The following is a 16,290-nucleotide window of genomic DNA, read 5'->3' as shown; positions in this document are numbered from 1 at the left end:
GCAGGGCGACACTTCCCCGGCGTGTCGCGCGAGTGTGTCTGGGCGAATTATCCGTAGAGCTCGACGAAGTTCTCCAGCGACTTCTGGACGTCGCCTTTGACGGCGCGCGCGGCCGCCGAGCCCACCGGACCGAACAACGCCCGTCCGCCCAGTTCGAGGCGCAGACCCAGCGTCGATCCGTTGTCGGTGGCCCGCACGGTGAGCGTGACGGCGTATTTGGCCCCGCCCTTGCCGGAGCCCGACATCGCCACCTCGTGCGGCGGGTCCCACGTGGTCACCGTCCACGTCACCCGGTTGCGGAAGCCCTTGGCCCGCGCCACGCCGATGACCTGGGTGCCCTCGGCGATCTCGTCGGGCAGGTCGCTGCGCCATCCCTCGTGCATGATCAGCCAGTCGCCCAGGTCCGACAGGTCGGAGACGCGTTCCCACATGTCCTGTGGGGTCATCGGGACGTCGGCGGTCAGGTCCACAGCTGCCATGCGATTCCTCCTCGCTCCCCCGCGAACGCCACGCTGGCGTGACGCTCGGCGCTCAATGCCACGCTGGCGTGACGCTGGGCAAACGTCAGTTCTTGGGCCCGCCGCGGAGTCGGTTGCCGATCCGGATGCCGGGCAGCAGCAGGCTGCGCGGCGCGAACCGGCCGCCGGTGCTGACCACCTTGGGCACCACGCCGGGCACCACGGTCCGCCGGCCGGACAGCATGCCGCCGATGGCCGCCTCGGCCACGTCGCGCGGCGAGACCTGCGCGATGGGAATGCTGAACCGCTCGGCGTTGGCGATCTCGGCCCACTCCGTCGGCACCGGCCCCGGGCACAGGCAGGTGACCGACACCCCCGTTCCGTGCAACTCCTCGTGCACCGCTTCGGAGAACGTCTGCACGAACGCCTTGGTCGCCGAATACACCGCCATGTAGGGAACCGGCTGGAACCCCGCGATCGACGCGATGTTCATCACCGCGCCCGCGCCGCGCTCGACCATGCCGGGCAGGACCGCGTGGGTGAGTTCCATCAGCGCCAGCGCGTTGAGGGTGACCTCTTCGCTCTCGCGTTCCACCGGCAGCTCGTGAAACACCCCGCTGGTGCCGAAACCTGCGCTGTTGCACAGGCCGGCGATGGGTTCGTTGCGCAGCCGGGTCGTCAGCTGGGCGCGGCCCTTGCTGTCGCTGAGGTCCAGCGGCAACACCTCGACGGCGACCGAGTACTCATGGCCCACCTCGTTGGCCAGGTCGTCGAGGCGGTCGCGGCGCCGCGCGACCAGCAGCAGCGGGAAGCCGCGGCGGGCCAATCCGCGAGCGAGTTCGGCGCCGATGCCGGACGAGGCCCCGGTGATGACGACGGTGGTCTGGATGGCAGGTTTTGGAAGGCTCATGGTGTTACCAATGTATCCCTCGGGTCGCCCGCACAAACGTTTCGCTGCGTCTATCGAATTGTGTTGTATCGGTTGATGATTCATCGCCCTTTGCGGCGTCGGAGTCGCCGAACATGGCAAACGCCCTGTTGCGCACCCGGTCCATCACCGCAGGGTTGACCGCATCGGCGACCGCGGCGAACTGCCCGAACGGTGAGCTGGCCCGGCGGGGCCGGTGCACGATCGCGTCGGTGATCACCCCGGCCGCCTGCTCGGGCGTCAGCGCCGGGAACTTGTCGTAAAGCGTGGTCGGGCTGATCATCGGCGTGCGCACCAGCGCCATGTGCACCGTGGTGAACCGCACGTCGTCGTTCACGGTTTCGGCCTGCAACGCGTCGCACAAACTGTCCAGGGCGGCCTTGCTGGCGATGTAGGCCCCGAAGCGTGGCGCGCGGGTCTGCACGCCGACCGAGGACACGTTGATCACGTGCCCGTATCCCCGCTCCCGCATCCCGGGGATGAACTTGAGGATCAGCTGCACGGCGCCCAGGTAGTTCAGCTGCATGGTCCGCTGGTAGTCGTGAATCCGGTCATAGGACAACTCGAGTGAGCGCCGGATCGAGCGTCCCGCGTTGTTGATCAAGATGTCGACACCGCCGAGATCGTCGAGCACCCGATCGGCCATCCCCGCGATGGCGTCCATCTCGGACAAGTCGCACGGGTAGACGTGGGCCGTCCCGCCATTGCCGCGGATCTCCTCGGCGACCTTTTCCAGGTTCTCCCGGGTGCGCGCGACCAGCGCCACCGTGCCGCCGGCTTCCGCGATCTTCTTCGCGGCGGCCTCGCCGATGCCGGAGGATCCCCCGGTGATCAGGGCGGTCTTGCCTGCGACGGCGTCCTCGAGGGTGCGGCCCTGCACGGCGTCGAGCAGATTCCTCAGATAGAACGGCCGATACCGGCCGGCCGAGTTGGGGGTGTTGACGATGTGGGACACCGCCGCCAGTGGCTTTTCCACCAGGTTCCCGATCGAGTTCTCCACCAAGTTCGTTATGTCACCAAGATTCATCGGCTTTCGCTCCTGATGATGTGAGCCCCCCGACCGCAATTGGCCTGCCCGTTGACCACGACCGCCTTACGGGGCTGCGCGAGTGATGTGACGTGCATCATTAAGCCAACCTAGGACATCGGGCGACCACCTCGGTGCAGATTGCGGTCATGTAACCCGTCGCGCACCCTCACGGCCAGCCGAGAACCACCGTCAGCAATGGGCAATCCGCCTGTTACACAGGGCAATCCGGGTGTGATCGCGCACTAACTGACGAGCAACGCCGAGATGTTCCAATCGTGCTTATGAAAATTCTGGCGCGCTTCCGCAAGTCCGCACCGGCACCCATCTACGACCGGATCGGTGGGCACGAGGCGATCGAAGTCGTGGTCGAGGACTTCTACGTTCGGGTGCTTGCCGACGATCAACTGTCCGGCTTTTTCACCGGCACGAACATGAACCGCCTCAAGGGCAAACAGGTGGAGTTCTTCGCCGCCGCCCTGGGCGGCCCGGAGCCCTATATCGGCGCGCCGATGAAGCAGGTGCACCAGGGTCGCGGGATCACGATGCACCACTTCAGTTTGGTGGCCGGGCATTTGGCCGACGCGCTGGCCGCCGCCGGCGTGCCGTCCGAGACGGTGACCGAGATACTCGGCGCGATCGCGCCGTTGGCCCCCGAGATCGCCACGAGCGACGCCGGCAAGGTCAAGGTCTGACGCCAGGGGCCGGAGTACTGGGAGCATCAGGGCGAGGTCAAGCTCGAATTCAACCGGCACGAAATTTCTGTGCCATTCGTCGTGAACGGTGCCTAGCATGCCTGACATGCGGCGCACATTTGACGACCTGATCGCCGAGGCGGACGCCGCCCCGGTCGAGGGCTGGGACTTCTCGTGGCTGGACGGCCGGGCGACCGAGGAACGCCCGTCGTGGGGCTACCAGCGCTTGCTGAGCGGCAGGTTGGCGACGGTGTCGGCAGCGCTCGACATCCATACCGGCGGCGGTGAGGTGCTCTCCGGGGCGGGACCGTTCCCGCCCACCATGGCGGCCATCGAGACGTGGCCCCCGAACGCGGCGCTGGCCACCCGGCGCCTGCATCCGCTCGGCGTGGTGGTCGTCGCGACTCGCGACGAGCCGCCGCTGCCGTTCGCCGATGAGGCGTTCGACCTGGTGACCACGCGGCATCCGATCTCCGTCTGGTGGACCGAGATCCTGCGGGTGCTCCGGCCGGGCGGTACCTATTTCGCGCAGCACATCGGGCCCGCCACGATGGGCGAGCTGGTCGAGTTCTTCATCGGCCCGCAGCCGCAGAAGTGGGCCGAGTTCCACCCGGACGCGGTGCGCGCGCAGGCCGAGGCCGCCGGGCTGCAGATCGTGGACGTGCGGATGGAGCGTATGCGGGCCGAGTTTTTCGACGTCGGCGCCGTCGTGTACTTCCTGCGCAAGGTGATCTGGACGGTGCCCGACTTCACCGTGGCGCGCTACCGCGACCGGCTGGCCGAGCTGCACCAGCGCATCGAAAGGGGCGGGCCGTTCGTCGCGCACTCGGTGCGGCTACTGGTCGAGGCCCGCAAGCCCGGGTGAGTCAGCCCTCGTCGCGCAACACATCCAGCGCGTGTTGCAGATCGGCCGGGTAGGGGCTGACGATCTCGATCCGCCTGCCGTCGGCCGGATGGGCGAACGACAGCGAGCGGGCATGCAGCCATTGGCGTTCCAGGCCAAGCTTTTTCGCGAGCTTGGGGTCGGCGCCGTAGACGAGGTCACCGCAGCACGGGTGGTGCAGCGCGGCGAAATGCACCCGGATCTGGTGGGTGCGGCCGGTTTCCAGGTGCACGTCGAGCAGGCTGGCCGCGTGAAACGCCTCCACGGTGTCGTAGTGGGTGAGGCTGTGCCGGCCTTCCTTGGTGACGGCGAACTTCCATTCGCCGCCGCGGTGACGTCCGATCGGCGCGTCGATGGTCCCGCTGGACGGGTCCGGGTGTCCTTGCACCAGCGCGTGATAGCGCTTGTCGACGGTGCGCTGCTTGAACGCGCGCTTGAGCACCGTGTAGGCGCGCTCGGAGAGCGCCACCACCATCACCCCGGAGGTGCCGACGTCGAGCCGGTGCACGATGCCCTGCCGCTCGGGCACGCCCGACGTGGTGATTCGGTAACCGGCCGCGGCCAGGCCACCGAGCACGGTCGGCCCCGTCCAGCCGACCGACGCGTGCGCCGCCACCGCCGCCGGCTTGTCGACCGCGACGATGTCGTCGTCGGAATACAGGATCGTCATGCCCTCGATGTCGACGGGCGTGTTGACGATCGGCGCCGGCGCCTCGGGCAGGCGCACCTGCAGCCAGGCGCCGCCGGTCAGCCGGTCGGATTTGCCGGCCGGGACGCCGTCGAGTTCCACCCCGCCGTCCTCGGCGAGCGCGGCCGCCGCGCTGCGCGACAGCCCCAGCAGCCGCGCGATCCCGGCGTCGACGCGCATGCCCGCCAGCCCCTCCGGGACGGGCATCGAGCGCTCACTCACCCGCGCGGTCTCCGGCGTCGCCGCCCTCGTCCTTACGCGCGGTGCGCCGACCAACTGAGTCAAAGTCGAACCCGAAGATCGACAGCACCACCAGCAGGATGGCCCCGCCGACCACCGAGGGATCGGCGACGTTGAACACCGGCCACCAGCCGACTGACAGAAAGTCCACGACGTGCCCGCGAAGCGGTCCGGGGGCGCGGAAGAAGCGATCGACCAGATTGCCCATGGCGCCGCCGAGGATCATGCCCAGGCCCACCGCCCACCAGGGGGACACCAGTCGCCGGCCCATCCAGAAGATGCCCACCACCACACCGGTCGCGATCAGCGTCAGCATCCAGGTGTATCCGGTCGCCATCGAGAACGCCGCACCCGAATTGCGCACCAGGGTCCAGGTCACTGTGTCGCCGATGATCGGCACCGGCTGACCGGGCGGCAGCAGTTTGACGGCGAGGACCTTGGTGACAACGTCGAGGGCCAGGACGATCGCCGCGATCGACAGCAGCAGCCGCAGCCGTCTCGGGGCGGGTTTGGGCGCCGCGACGGTTTCAGGCTCCCGCTCGACCGGGGCGCCCTCACCAGCCTCTTCGGCTGAGGTCACCGGCTCAGTCGAGTTCGTTGGTTCTTCAGGCACGTCCCCATCATCCCCTACCGTCCCGCGCAGGCTAGCCGTGTTCGCGCGGCGGCGATGCGCAATGATGCCAGCATGGCCCGCCTCACCGTGATCGCCACCGGAGGCACGATATCGACCGGCACCGGCGCCGACGGGGTGCACCGGCCCTCCTACAACGGGGCGGACCTGACGGCGCCCTTTCGCGCGGAACACGACGTCGACGTCGTTGACCTGCTGGCGGTCGACAGCTCGGAGCTGACGCTGGCCGACTGGGACCGGATCCGCGACGCGGTGACGTCCGCGGTCGACGGCGGCGCCGACGGTGTGGTCGTCCTGCATGGCACCGACACCATGGAGGAAACCGCGCTGTGGCTCGACCTCACCTACGCGGGCCAGGCCCCAGTCGTGCTGACCGGCGCCATGCGCAGCGCCGACGCCCCCGACGCGGACGGCCCGGCCAATGTGCGCGACGCCCTGACCGTGGCGGCCAGCCCGGCCGCCCGTGACCTGGGCGTGGTGATGTGCTTCGCCGGCCGGGTGCTGCAACCGCTGGGCATGAGCAAGGTGGCCACCGAGGACCTGAGCGGCTTCACCGGCCGACTGCTCGGCACCGTGGCCGGCGACCTGACGCTGGCGGCTCCGAAGACGCGCCCGTACCTCGGCGACCTGCGGGCCACCACCGCGCCGCGCGTCGACATCGTCGCGGCGTACCTGGGCAGCGACGCGGTGGCGCTCGATGCGTGCGTGGCCGCCGGCGCGCGGGCCGTGGTGCTCGAGGCGCTGGGTTCGGGAAACGCCGGGCTCCCGGTGGTCGACGCGGTCCGCCGGCACTGCGGCAACGGGGTCGTCGTCGCGGTGTCCACCCGGGTACCCGGCGGACGGGTCGCCGCCGGCTACGGCCCCGGGCACGACATGGCGGCCGCCGGGGCGGTGCTGGTGCCGCGGCTGCGACCGTCGCAGGCGCGCGTCCTGCTGATCGCCGCGCTGGCCGCGAAGCTACCGGTCGCCGACGTCATCGCCCGGTGGGGCGGATAGCGCCTCGGCCTGCAGCACCCCGGCGTAGTCGGGCCAATCCAGGGAATCGACCGGGTTGGCGCGGACCAGGCCGCCGTCGTCGGCGGGAAACGTGCGGGCCGGACCGGGGCCGGAGCTCCGGGTTTCGAACCGGGCGGTGACCACGCCGTGGCCCGCGCCCTGCACCCAGCCGTGCCCGAGCTCGCGGTGGGCCAAATCGTCGCCCACCCGCCACCCGACATCGTTGGGCCCCGGGGCGAACATGGCCTCGGTCGCGGTTTCGACGGACGGTGAATCCGGTTGCGGCGCCGGCAGTTCCAGGTCCGGAAACAGCGACTCCTGACGGACATCGCTCAACCCCGAAAAGCCCACGCCGAGAAGGCGAATGGGCCCGATTTCGCGCGGATCGAGCAGCAGCCGCCGGGCCAGACCGAGCAGGGCGGCGACCTCGGTGGTCGCATACGGCAGCGTCGCCGACCGGGTCAGCGTGCTCATGTCGGACTTCTTCAGCTTGACCGTGACGGTGCGGGCGCCGCGGCCGTCGCGCAGCAGGCGGTGATGGGCGTGCTCGGCGATCGGCTCGATCGCCTCACGCAACTGCTCCAGGCTGGTCAGGTCGACGGCGAAAGTGGATTCGGAGCTGATCTGCTTGGCCTCGGCGCGCTCGGCGACCGGGCGGTCGTCGATGCCGCGGGCCAGCCGGTGCAGCGCCGGCCCGATCGTGGCGCCCAGGATGTTGGCCGCCTCGGCCTCGGTCAGCGCGGCCAGATCGCCGATGGTCTCGATGCCGAGCCGGTGCAGCCTCTCCTCGGCGACCGGGCCGATCCCCCACAGCCGGCGCACCGGCAACCCGCCCAACAGGGCGCGCTCCTCGGCGCGGCGCACCACCCGAATCCCGTCGGGTTTGGCCAGGCCGGAGGCGATCTTGGCGATCTGCTTACCCGAGCCGGCGCCCACCGAGGCGATCAGCCCGGTGTCGTCCCGAACCCGTCGCCGCAGGTCCTCGCAGAACGCCTCGACGTCCTCGGCGGGCGCCCCGGCGAGTTGGGCCGGCTCGCCGAACCCCTCGTCGAAGGACAACTGCTCGACGACCGGCATCACGGCGCGAATGGTGTCGAACACGCGCCTGCTGGCCAACCCGTACACCACGCCGCGCGGCGGCAGCACCACCGCACTGACGCCGACCAGCCGGCGGGCCTGATGCATGGGCATGGCCGAGCGCGCCCCGAACACGCGGGCCTCGTAGCTGGCCCCGGCCACCACGCCGCGCCCGCCCAGACCGCCGACCAGAACCGGACGCCCGCGCAGCGTCGGGCGGGTGAGTTGCTCGACGGAGGCGAAGAACGCATCCATGTCCAGGTGCAGCACCCACCGCGACTCCACACGGTCGATGCTAGGGCCCACCGAAGGGCCAGTTGGACTAACGTTTCGGCCATGACCATGAACCTCGCGCACCGCCGGATCTGCAGCTCGGAGCGCTGGGCCAAGTCGGTCAAGGACGACCTGTTGCCCTGGGCGCTCGCCGATGTGGACCTGGGCGACAACACGCTCGAGATCGGGCCCGGTTACGGCGCGATCCTGCGGGTGCTCGTGGACAAGACGCCGCGGCTCACCTCGGTGGAGATCGACACGCCGATGGCCGAGCGCCTGCAGCGGCTTTACGGCGACCGGGCGCGCATCATCAACGGCGACGCCACCGCCACGGGGTTGCCGTCCGACGAGTTCAGCTCGGTGGTGTCGTTCACCATGCTGCACCACGTCCCGACTGCCGAGCTGCAGGACAAGTTGTTCGCCGAGGCGTTCCGGGTGCTTCGCCCCGGCGGTGTGTTCGCCGGCAGCGACAGCGTGACCTCGCTGCGGTTCCGGATCCTGCATTTTCGAGACACCTGCAATACGGTCTCGCCGGATACCCTGCCGGATCGGTTGCGCGCGGCGGGGTTTGGCGACGTCGAGGTCGAGGCTCGCGGTGGCAGGCTGCGCTGGCGCGCGGTCAAATGATGGACATCGGGCCCGCCGACGCCGCCGCTGTGCCCGGGGACGCGCCGCCCCCGACGCGATGGGCGCGGCTGCGCCATCAATGGGACGAGCGCTTGCAACCCGGCGAGCAGGCCACGTTGCTGGCCTGGGCATCGTTCACCCTCACCTTCGCCGGCCTGCGCGGGCTGACCCACTGGATCCGGGCCGGCCATGGGCCTTCCGGTGGCGGTATGTCGTTGGGCGGCAGGCACTTCCATCATTACAACATCGGCATCGGGATGCTGGCGACGGTGGCCGGTGTGGGGCTGCGCGGAACCGACAAGCAACGGCGGCATCCCGCTGCGGCGGTGGCTTACGGCGCCGCCAACGCGATGATCGTCGACGAGCTGGCGCTGCTGCTGGACCTCAAGGATGTGTACTGGGCCTCCGATGGCCGCGAGAGCGTCGACGTCGCGGTCGGAGTCATCGCCACCGGCGCGACCGTGGTGGCGGGCATGCCGTTCTGGCCGCATGCCCACCGGGCGCTGCGGTCCTAGACCGCTGCGGTCCTAGACCGCCTCCTCCGCGAGGCTGTAAGTGGCAACCGCTCTTCTCGAGAAACATGTCGCCAGTTGCAGTCTCGCGGTCAAAGCGGGCAGCCGGCGGCTGCCAAAGCACGCCGGGTTCGGTCCACGACGACCTCCGGTCGGTGACGCAACAGGTCGGCGCTGACCCGGATCAAGCGCCACCCCCGTCGCTCCAGTTCGGCGGTGCGGTCGATGTCATCGGCGCGGATGCGCGGATCTGTCCAGTGCTGCGCGCCGTCGTATTCCACCCCGACCAGCCACTCCTCCCAGCCCATATCGATCCTGGCCAACACCGCGCCCCAGACGTTGCGCACCTCGATCTGGGTCTGCGGCCTGGGCAGCCCCCCGCGCATCAGCACTAGCCGTGTCCTGGTCTCTTGCGGCGATTCGGCGCCCGCGTCGATGAGCGGCAGCACGCGCCGCAACTGCTTCATGCCGCGGGCGCCACGGCGGGAGTGCACCAACGGATATACGTCTTCGGCGGTAACACCCGTGGCTCGCGCCAGGGCGTCGATCCGAATCGTCGCGATCGTCAATCCCGGCCGCCGCCCCAGGTCGAACGCCGTACGCGCGGGCGAGGTGACCGGCACTCCGTAGACCGCTGTAACCTCGTCCTCGGTCAAAGTCTCGTTGCGGGTGATGATCAACGACGGCGGACGGGTGCGATCGCATACCAATTCTGCGGGCGTGTGGGGATCGATCCACTCGGCGCCGAGCAGTGCTGCTGCGGAGCAGCCTGCCACTACGGCTTCTCTCCCGGACCATAGCCACGCGGCGATCGCGCGATCCCGGGCAGTCAGCTCACTGCCGCGCCGTTGATACACATTGCGGTAGATCCGGCTGCAGGCGCCCCGAAGCTCACGTTCCGTATACGCTCCCGCGCGTACGGCTTCAGTGCCGACGAAGGGTTCTGCGCTCACGGCAGCAGGGTGCCACGCGACCCTGACATCTCGCGACACTGCAACTACCGACAGCTTTACTCGGGAAACACGTCGTGGAATACAGTTTCGCGCGTCAAACCTTGGCGATCCGCACCCGCACGCCGTCACCGATTTCGGCACCGTCGGCCGGCTCGCCGAATTCGAAGCTGGTGGCCAGGATTTCGCCCGCGATGAGGTCGCGGTGGGTGCGCGCCCAGTCAGCCCGGTCGCGCGGGACCGCCATCACCACGCTGATGCGATCGGAGACGTCCAGCCCGGTCGACTTGCGCAGCTCCTGCAATTCGCGGATCCGGTCTTTGGCCCAGCCTTCGGCCTCGAGTTCGGGGGTCACCGTGCCGTCCAGCACCACCAGGCCCGCCCCGTCGGGCAGGGCCGCGGTGAATTCCGGGTCGGCCGCGACCAGTCGTGAGCTGTATTCCTCGGGTTGCAGCACCGCGGGTCCGGCGGTCAGGGTGCCGTCCGGGTTGACGACGCCCTCCCCCGCCTTGACGGCCTTGATGGCCGCCTGCACGTCCTTGCCCAGCCGCGGCCCGGCGACCCGCGCATTCACGGTGAGCTCGAAGCGGCCGTAGGTGTCGATCGCGTCGGTGAGCTCGACGCTCTTGACGTTGAGTTCATCGGCGATCAGGTCGACGAACGGCTCCAGTCGCTGCGGATTGTCCACCGCCACCGTCAGTTTCGGCAGCGGCAACCGCACCCGAAGTTTCTTGGCCTTGCGCAACGAGGACGCGGCCGAACAGACTTCGCGGACCTGATCCATCGCGGCGACCAGGTCGGGGTCGGCGGGCACGTCGCCGGCCTGCGGCCAGTCGGTCAGGTGCACCGACCGCTGAAAAGTCAGGCCGCGCCAGACGATCTCGGTCACCGACGGAAGCAGCGGCGCGGCCAGCCGCGCCGTCACTTCCAGCACGGTGTGCAAGGTGTCGATGGCATCGACATCTTCCTCCCAGAACCGTGAACGCGACCGTCGCACATACCAATTGGTCAGCGCCTCGGTGAACTGGCGCAGCTGCTCGCACGCCCGGGAGATGTCACAGCTGTCCATTTCGCGGGTCAGGTCGTCGCGCAGCTGGGCGAGCTTGGCCAGGATGTAGCGGTCCAGCACCTGCGTCGAATCCGTGCGCCAGGTACCGACTTTCGGCGCGTAGAGGGCCAGGAAGCTGTAGGCGTTCCAGAACGGCAGCAGCACCTGGCGCACACCCTCGCGAATGCCCTGCTCGGTGACGATGAGATTGCCCCCGCGCAGGATCGGCGAGGCCATCAGGAACCAGCGCATGGCGTCGGAGCCGTCGCGGTCGAACACCTCGGACACATCGGGATAGTTGCGCAGCGACTTGCTCATCTTCTGGCCGTCGGAGCCCAGCACGATGCCATGTGCCACACAGGTTTTGAAGGCGGGCCGGTCGAACAGCGCGGTGGCCAGCACGTGCAGGGTGTAGAACCAGCCGCGGGTCTGCCCGATGTACTCGACGATGAAGTCGCCCGGGTAGTGCCCATCCTCTCCCGGCGCTCCGCCCGCGAACCACTCCTCGTTCTCAAACGGGTAGTGCACCTGGGCATACGGCATGGATCCCGAGTCGAACCACACGTCGAGCACGTCGGGGATGCGCCGCATCGTGCTGGCCCCGGTCGGGTCGTCGGGGTTGGGCCGGGTCAGCTCGTCGATGAAGGGGCGGTGCAGATTGGTGGGCCGCACCCCGAAGTCGCGTTCGAGTTCGTCGAGGCTGCCGTAGGCGTCGATTCTCGGGTACGCGGGGTCGTCGGACTTCCACACCGGAATCGGCGTGCCCCAGTAGCGGTTTCGTGAGATCGACCAGTCGCGGGCGCCCTGCAGCCACTTGCCGAACTGGCCGTCCTTGACGTGCTCGGGGTACCAGGTGATCTGCTGGTTGAGTTCGACCATGCGGTCCCGGAATTCGGTGACCGCCACGAACCACGACGACACCGCCCGGTAGATCAGCGGATTGCGGCAGCGCCAGCAGTGTGGATAGGGGTGCTCGTAGGTTTCGTGGCGCAGCAGCACCGCCCCGTTGGCCGCGGCGGGTCCGCTGCCGTTCTTCAGGTCGCGGATGATGTGCGGGTTGGCGTCAAAGACGTGCTGCCCCCGGTAATCCGGCACGCTGGCGTCGAATCGCCCCTTGGCGTCGACCGGCGTGACCGGCACGATGCCGACCCGGTCGGTGGTCGCCATGTCGTCCTCGCCGTAGGCCGGCGCCATGTGCACGATGCCGGTGCCGTCCTCGGTGGTGACGAACTCGCCGGGCAGCACCTGAAACGCGTTCTCGGTATCCATGAAATACGGGAACGGTGGCAGGTACCGGGTGCCGAGCAGGTCCGCGCCGCGGTAAGTGCCCAGGATCTCGGGTTCTTCGCCCAACTCGCGGGCGTAGGCGGCCAGCCGCGGCTGGGCCAGCACGAACCGATGCTGGCCGGCCTGGACCTCGACGTAGGTCACGTCGGGGTTGACGGCGACGGCGAGGTTGGACGGCAGGGTCCACGGTGTCGTGGTCCACACCAGCAGGTGGGCCCCGTCCAACCGGCCGCCGGTCACCTGGAAGCCCACCGTGAGCGCGGGGTCCTGACGGCTCTGATACACGTCGTCGTCCATCCGCAGTTCGTGGTTGGACAGCGGGGTTTCGTCGCGCCAGCAGTAGGGCAACACCCGGTAGCCCTCGTAGGCCAGGCCCTTGTCCCAGAGCTGTTTGAACGCCCAGATCACCGACTCCATGTAGGGCAGATCCAGCGTCTTGTAGTCGTTGTCGAAGTCGACCCAGCGCGCCTGGCGGGTGACGTAGGCCTGCCACTCGTCGGTGTAGCGCAGCACCGATGCGCGGCAGGCGTCGTTGAACGCGGCGATGCCCATGTCGTCGATCTGGGACTTGTCGGTGATGCCCAGCTGGCGCTCGACTTCGAGTTCGGCCGGCAGCCCGTGGGTGTCCCAGCCGAAGCGGCGCTCCACCTTGTAGCCGCGCATGGTGCGGTAGCGCGGCACGATGTCCTTGACGTAGCCGGTGAGCAGGTGCCCGTAGTGCGGCAGCCCGTTGGCGAACGGCGGCCCGTCGTAGAACACGTATTCCGGTGCGCCGTCCCGGCGGGCGATGCTGGCGCGGAAGGTGTCGTCGCGGGTCCAGTAGTCCAGCACCTCGAGCTCGAGGGCGGGAAAGTCGGGCGCCCCGCCGGCCGGCTTGGGGTAGGCCTGGACGGCGTCCGCGAGCTGAGCGTCGCGGTCAGCCTCGGGGCCGGATGTGTCGGTCACGATGCGCGTTTGTCTCCTGTGCCACGGTGCAAACCGGGGACGACGACGCGCTGGCTGCGCGAGCGCCGCGGTACCACCCCGCTTGCCGCGCTTTCGCGTGGCCACTCGATGACGGCTGTGACGGGCCTACCCGTTCGGGTCTACTGGGCCGGGACGGCTGTTCTTCCGAAGGCTCCCCGGTGATGGCCGGATCGACGCCAGTAAGACGATTCTACGAAGACCCGCAAATCCGGACGCACTCCAAGGGGTCGCCAAGGCGCAGAACTACGTCTGCGACCGAGCGACCCCTTGGAGCAGGAGTTGCTCGACGTCCATCGGAGTTCGGCTTTCAGGCCCGGACTTCGAGGACGCCCACGCGCCACAGCGCGGCGTACACGTGCCGCAGCGGGACGCTCAGCAGGCGAGCGGCGCCGTCGACCAGCGGGTCGCCACCGGCGCCGAACGGCGGGTTGTCGGTCCGGCGGGCCGTGGCCACGCGAGCCTGGGCGGGGGCCGGAATGGTGTCGCCGTCACGCACCACGGTCAGCGTGCGGGCGGGCGGCACGGTTACCACTTCGTCGGAGAAAGCTACGGTCATCATCGCCTCCTAGCGGGGAGATCCAACGGGGGACTTCATGGACTGACGTGTCCCATCCCGGGTCGGTTCCGATATCAGAACGCTTGGGCGATAACCACTTAGCGTTGCGACGACTCAGCCGAGGAGGTCGCGCCGGAGACCGGTTGGGGACGAAACACGGTTCGGACTTCGATCCGGACTATCGCTAGAACTCATGTGTCCCTCACCTCCTCGCGGTCACGACGCATGCGCGGGTCGCATGCAATCTATGCGCAGCAGAGGAGCAGAATCCGACGACCGTCGGAGATCCGCACCCCTCTCGTCAGAGATTCGGCACTACACGACGTGTCCGGTAGTCCGGAAGCCACCTGGGCTCAACCCTTAAGCCGGGAGGAGCTGTCCTGACCCGGGGCGTCTTTCGACGTTCGGGGTCAGTGGCCTGTATTCGTGTAGACGCCTCACCTAACGAGGTGCCAACCCGACCGATCATGCACGACGGGTATGACACGGTCAAATCCCCGGATCGCGTGTCGGAGATTCTGTACGCATTCGTTAGGGGCGCACACAGCATTCGGCCAGGTTCGCGAGGCTGAACTGGGCATGTGACCCGGCAGCGGCCGAAAGATTGTCAGGGCCGAACGGTTGCCGAGCGGCCCACGGATCACTTCTCGACCAGGCCGTCGAGCCGGCCGATGGTATCGATGAACTCTTCGACCATGTCGAGCACAACAGCGCGGGTCGGGCGGACCCGGTCGAGCGAGCCCACCACCTGTCCGACGAAGTAGGTGGCCAACTCGCGCGCCTTGGCACCCTGGTGGGCGGCCGCGGAGTTGATGCGCACCTGCGGCTCGGCGATCAGCGCGGTCTGCAGCGGCATGCCCAGCGGATCCGGGTTTTCCGGGCGCTCCCACTCGTCGGTCCAGGCGGTGCGCAGCATCCGCGCCGGCTTGCCCGTCATCGAGCGCGACCGCACCGTGTCCGACGAGCTGGCGGCCAGGAACTTCTCCTTGACCACGGGCACCGTCTCGGCCTCTTCGGTGGTAAGCCACACCGAGCCGCACCAGACGCCCTCGGCGCCCAGGGCCAGCGCCGCGGCGATCTGGCGGCCGCGGGCGATTCCGCCGGCGGCCAGGACGGGCACCGGCGCCACGGCGTCGACGACCTCGGGGACCAGGACCATGGTCGCCACCTCGCCGGTGTGGCCGCCCGCCTCGGTGCCTTGCGCGACGATCAGGTCGACGCCCGCGGCGGCGTGCCGCTGCGCGTGCCGGGTGGTCCCGGCCAGCGCCGCGACCAGCACGTCCTGATCGTGCGCGCGTTGGACGAGGTCCGGCGGGGGCGGCCCGAGCGCGCTGGCGATCAGCCGGATGTTGTTGGAGAACGCCACGTCGAGCAGCGGCTCGTAACCCTTGGGCGAGATGTTCAGGCCGCCGAGGGGTCGGCGCGGTTCCTCGGCGGCCGCCGCGATCCCGTACCGGGCCAGGAGGTCGTCGACGAACGCGCGATGCTCGTCGGGCAGCAGGGTGCGGGCCTGTGCGGTGTCGATGCCACCTTGCTCGGCGCCCACGTACTTGGGCGGCAGCAGCAGGTCCACGCCGTAGGGCTTGCCGCCGGTCTGCTCCTCGATCCAGGTCAGCTCGCTCTGCAGGCGCTGCGGGCTGTGCGCGGTAGCACCCAGGATCCCGAAGCCGCCCGCGTTGGTCACCGCCGCCACCACATCGCGGCAGTGGCTGAAGGCGCAGATCGGGAATTCGACTCCGAGCATCTCGGCGGCCCTGGTTCGCATTGACCGACGCTAAGAGTTATTGATTGCTAAGTCAATCGGCCACGGGGCGTGGGCAACTCGGGGTGTGAGCGCCGACGCTAAGAGCGGGGCGATCGGCCGTCCGGCGGCCAGCTCGACACGCCCTCCTCCAACGGCACCTCCAGGCTCTGCAGGATCGAGGCGATCATCCGCCAGGCGCCGATGACCGTGACGAGTTCGACGAGAACCGTTGTGTCACCTGCGAATTCGTGTTCGCATGCCGCCCAGCTCGCGGCGCTGACCGCGCCGTCGCGGACCACGTCGTCGGTGGCCGCGAGCACGGCCCGCTCGATGGACCCGAACCCGGCATGGTTCTGCCAATCCCGCACGCCCAGCAGATCCTCGGCCGGAACGCCGAGCCGGGATGCGACGCGCCAGTGCTGTGTCCATTCGTATTCGCAGGCGGTGAGCCAGCCGATCCGCATGATCACCAGCTCGCGTAGCCGCGGGTCGAGCACCCCGTGCCAGAGCATGGTGGCGAGCAAGTCGTTGATGCCGCGCGCCAGCGGCGGATGGTTGAGCAGCACCTGGAAGATGCTGAGTTCGGCCATGTAGTTGGGGACGGCCGCTTCGTCGGCGGCGGCCCGGGCTTCCTCGAGTGGCAGTTGGGGCAGGCGCGCTGTTGTCATCGGCTGAGCACTCCTTTGCGCTGGCGGGACCGTCGC

At 69.0% G+C, this 16,290-nt stretch carries 16 protein-coding genes and 1 riboswitch; of the genes, 5 read left to right on the top strand and 11 right to left on the bottom strand.

All coding sequences use genetic code 11. The features are described from left to right. Positions 1 to 47: 47 nt before the first annotated feature. The 3 genes from G6N50_RS03905 to G6N50_RS03895 all read right to left on the bottom strand — a co-directional run bounded on the left by G6N50_RS03905 (position 48) and on the right by G6N50_RS03895 (position 2,413). Entirely contained in the window at positions 48 to 479 is a 432-nt protein-coding gene (locus G6N50_RS03905) for a type II toxin-antitoxin system Rv0910 family toxin (protein WP_083094142.1), read from the bottom strand. A gap of 85 nt (positions 480 to 564) precedes the next feature. Further along, a complete protein-coding gene (locus G6N50_RS03900; protein WP_083094143.1) occupies positions 565 to 1,368 on the bottom strand; it encodes an SDR family NAD(P)-dependent oxidoreductase in 804 nt (267 codons plus the stop codon). A gap of 4 nt (positions 1,369 to 1,372) precedes the next feature. Beyond that, positions 1,373 to 2,413 (bottom strand): SDR family NAD(P)-dependent oxidoreductase, encoded by a 1,041-nt coding sequence (locus G6N50_RS03895; protein WP_083094144.1) that lies wholly within the window; start codon positions 2,411 to 2,413, stop codon positions 1,373 to 1,375. Between the two features lie 284 nt (positions 2,414 to 2,697). Between G6N50_RS03895 and G6N50_RS03890 the strand changes: the two genes are divergently transcribed. Together G6N50_RS03890 and G6N50_RS03885 are read left to right on the top strand one after the other, a co-directional pair. Beyond that, positions 2,698 to 3,108: a group I truncated hemoglobin gene (locus tag G6N50_RS03890; protein WP_083094145.1), complete on the top strand. Its 411-nt coding sequence runs from the start codon at positions 2,698 to 2,700 to the stop codon at positions 3,106 to 3,108. 106 nt (positions 3,109 to 3,214) lie between these two features. Then, positions 3,215 to 3,973, top strand: a complete 759-nt coding sequence (locus tag G6N50_RS03885) for a methyltransferase domain-containing protein (RefSeq protein ID WP_083094146.1) — start codon at positions 3,215 to 3,217, stop codon at positions 3,971 to 3,973. A 1-nt stretch (position 3,974) separates the two neighbouring features. On the opposite strand, the gene G6N50_RS03880 is transcribed toward G6N50_RS03885, so the two are convergent. Next, positions 3,975 to 4,901 (bottom strand): RluA family pseudouridine synthase, encoded by a 927-nt coding sequence (locus G6N50_RS03880; RefSeq protein ID WP_083094147.1) that lies wholly within the window; start codon positions 4,899 to 4,901, stop codon positions 3,975 to 3,977. Further along, complete coding sequence (gene lspA / locus G6N50_RS03875) at positions 4,894 to 5,532, bottom strand: signal peptidase II (protein ID WP_083094148.1); 639 nt, start codon at positions 5,530 to 5,532, stop codon at positions 4,894 to 4,896. Before lspA ends, G6N50_RS03880 begins: the two co-directional genes overlap by 8 nt. A gap of 54 nt (positions 5,533 to 5,586) precedes the next feature. On the opposite strand from lspA, the gene G6N50_RS03870 reads away from it, so the two are divergent. Beyond that, a complete protein-coding gene (locus tag G6N50_RS03870; RefSeq protein WP_083094149.1) occupies positions 5,587 to 6,546 on the top strand; it encodes an asparaginase in 960 nt (319 codons plus the stop codon). Here G6N50_RS03870 and G6N50_RS03865 read toward each other — a convergent pair. After that, entirely contained in the window at positions 6,508 to 7,908 is a 1,401-nt protein-coding gene (locus G6N50_RS03865) for a DNA polymerase IV (RefSeq protein WP_083094150.1), read from the bottom strand. The two genes, G6N50_RS03870 and G6N50_RS03865, sit on opposite strands and share 39 nt — an antisense overlap. Before the next feature lie 51 nt (positions 7,909 to 7,959). Between G6N50_RS03865 and G6N50_RS03860 the strand changes: the two genes are divergently transcribed. Next, the gene (locus G6N50_RS03860; protein WP_083094151.1) at positions 7,960 to 8,523 is read left to right on the top strand and encodes a class I SAM-dependent methyltransferase; all 564 of its coding nucleotides are present in this window, start codon (positions 7,960 to 7,962) and stop codon (positions 8,521 to 8,523) included. Further along, a complete protein-coding gene (locus tag G6N50_RS03855) occupies positions 8,523 to 9,038 on the top strand; it encodes a hypothetical protein (RefSeq protein WP_179970135.1) in 516 nt (171 codons plus the stop codon). Before G6N50_RS03860 ends, G6N50_RS03855 begins: the two co-directional genes overlap by 1 nt. Positions 9,039 to 9,127: 89 nt before the next feature. Here the strand turns inward: G6N50_RS03855 and G6N50_RS03850 are convergent, their stop codons facing one another. The 5 genes from G6N50_RS03850 to G6N50_RS03830 all read right to left on the bottom strand — a co-directional run bounded on the left by G6N50_RS03850 (position 9,128) and on the right by G6N50_RS03830 (position 16,254). Then, positions 9,128 to 9,988 carry a DUF559 domain-containing protein gene (locus G6N50_RS03850; protein ID WP_083094152.1) on the bottom strand — a complete coding sequence of 287 codons (861 nt, stop codon included), beginning with the start codon at positions 9,986 to 9,988 and terminating at the stop codon, positions 9,128 to 9,130. A 94-nt stretch (positions 9,989 to 10,082) separates the two neighbouring features. Further along, positions 10,083 to 13,265 carry an isoleucine--tRNA ligase gene (gene ileS / locus G6N50_RS03845; RefSeq protein WP_083094153.1) on the bottom strand — a complete coding sequence of 1,061 codons (3,183 nt, stop codon included), beginning with the start codon at positions 13,263 to 13,265 and terminating at the stop codon, positions 10,083 to 10,085. Positions 13,266 to 13,593: 328 nt separating this feature from the next. Further along, positions 13,594 to 13,842, bottom strand: coding sequence for an Rv1535 family protein (locus G6N50_RS03840; protein WP_083094175.1), 249 nt, complete (start codon positions 13,840 to 13,842; stop codon positions 13,594 to 13,596). 286 nt (positions 13,843 to 14,128) lie between these two features. After that, positions 14,129 to 14,298, bottom strand: a riboswitch (M-box (ykoK) riboswitch). A gap of 184 nt (positions 14,299 to 14,482) precedes the next feature. Further along, positions 14,483 to 15,607 (bottom strand): NAD(P)H-dependent flavin oxidoreductase, encoded by a 1,125-nt coding sequence (locus G6N50_RS03835; RefSeq protein ID WP_083094154.1) that lies wholly within the window; start codon positions 15,605 to 15,607, stop codon positions 14,483 to 14,485. A 77-nt stretch (positions 15,608 to 15,684) separates the two neighbouring features. Beyond that, positions 15,685 to 16,254, bottom strand: a complete 570-nt coding sequence (locus G6N50_RS03830; protein WP_083094155.1) for a carboxymuconolactone decarboxylase family protein — start codon at positions 16,252 to 16,254, stop codon at positions 15,685 to 15,687. Positions 16,255 to 16,290: the final 36 nt, after the last annotated feature.

The sequence above is a fragment of the Mycobacterium mantenii genome, from assembly GCF_010731775.1.
Lineage (GTDB): Bacteria > Actinomycetota > Actinomycetes > Mycobacteriales > Mycobacteriaceae > Mycobacterium > Mycobacterium mantenii.
Note: the sequence above shows the minus strand (reverse complement) of the source record. Positions and strands in the feature narration are given on the sequence as shown.

Coding starts and splice junctions, on each gene's coding strand:
- G6N50_RS03840 (WP_083094175.1), bottom strand. CDS start 13,842: ATGACCGTAGCTTTCTCCGACGAAGTGGTAACCGTGCCGCCCGCCCGC.
- G6N50_RS03890 (WP_083094145.1), top strand. CDS start 2,698: ATGAAAATTCTGGCGCGCTTCCGCAAGTCCGCACCGGCACCCATCTAC.
- G6N50_RS03870 (WP_083094149.1), top strand. CDS start 5,587: ATGCGCAATGATGCCAGCATGGCCCGCCTCACCGTGATCGCCACCGGA.
- G6N50_RS03860 (WP_083094151.1), top strand. CDS start 7,960: ATGACCATGAACCTCGCGCACCGCCGGATCTGCAGCTCGGAGCGCTGG.
- G6N50_RS03905 (WP_083094142.1), bottom strand. CDS start 479: ATGGCAGCTGTGGACCTGACCGCCGACGTCCCGATGACCCCACAGGAC.
- G6N50_RS03885 (WP_083094146.1), top strand. CDS start 3,215: ATGCGGCGCACATTTGACGACCTGATCGCCGAGGCGGACGCCGCCCCG.
- G6N50_RS03900 (WP_083094143.1), bottom strand. CDS start 1,368: ATGAGCCTTCCAAAACCTGCCATCCAGACCACCGTCGTCATCACCGGG.
- G6N50_RS03835 (WP_083094154.1), bottom strand. CDS start 15,607: ATGCGAACCAGGGCCGCCGAGATGCTCGGAGTCGAATTCCCGATCTGC.
- G6N50_RS03895 (WP_083094144.1), bottom strand. CDS start 2,413: ATGAATCTTGGTGACATAACGAACTTGGTGGAGAACTCGATCGGGAAC.
- G6N50_RS03830 (WP_083094155.1), bottom strand. CDS start 16,254: ATGACAACAGCGCGCCTGCCCCAACTGCCACTCGAGGAAGCCCGGGCC.
- G6N50_RS03855 (WP_179970135.1), top strand. CDS start 8,523: ATGGACATCGGGCCCGCCGACGCCGCCGCTGTGCCCGGGGACGCGCCG.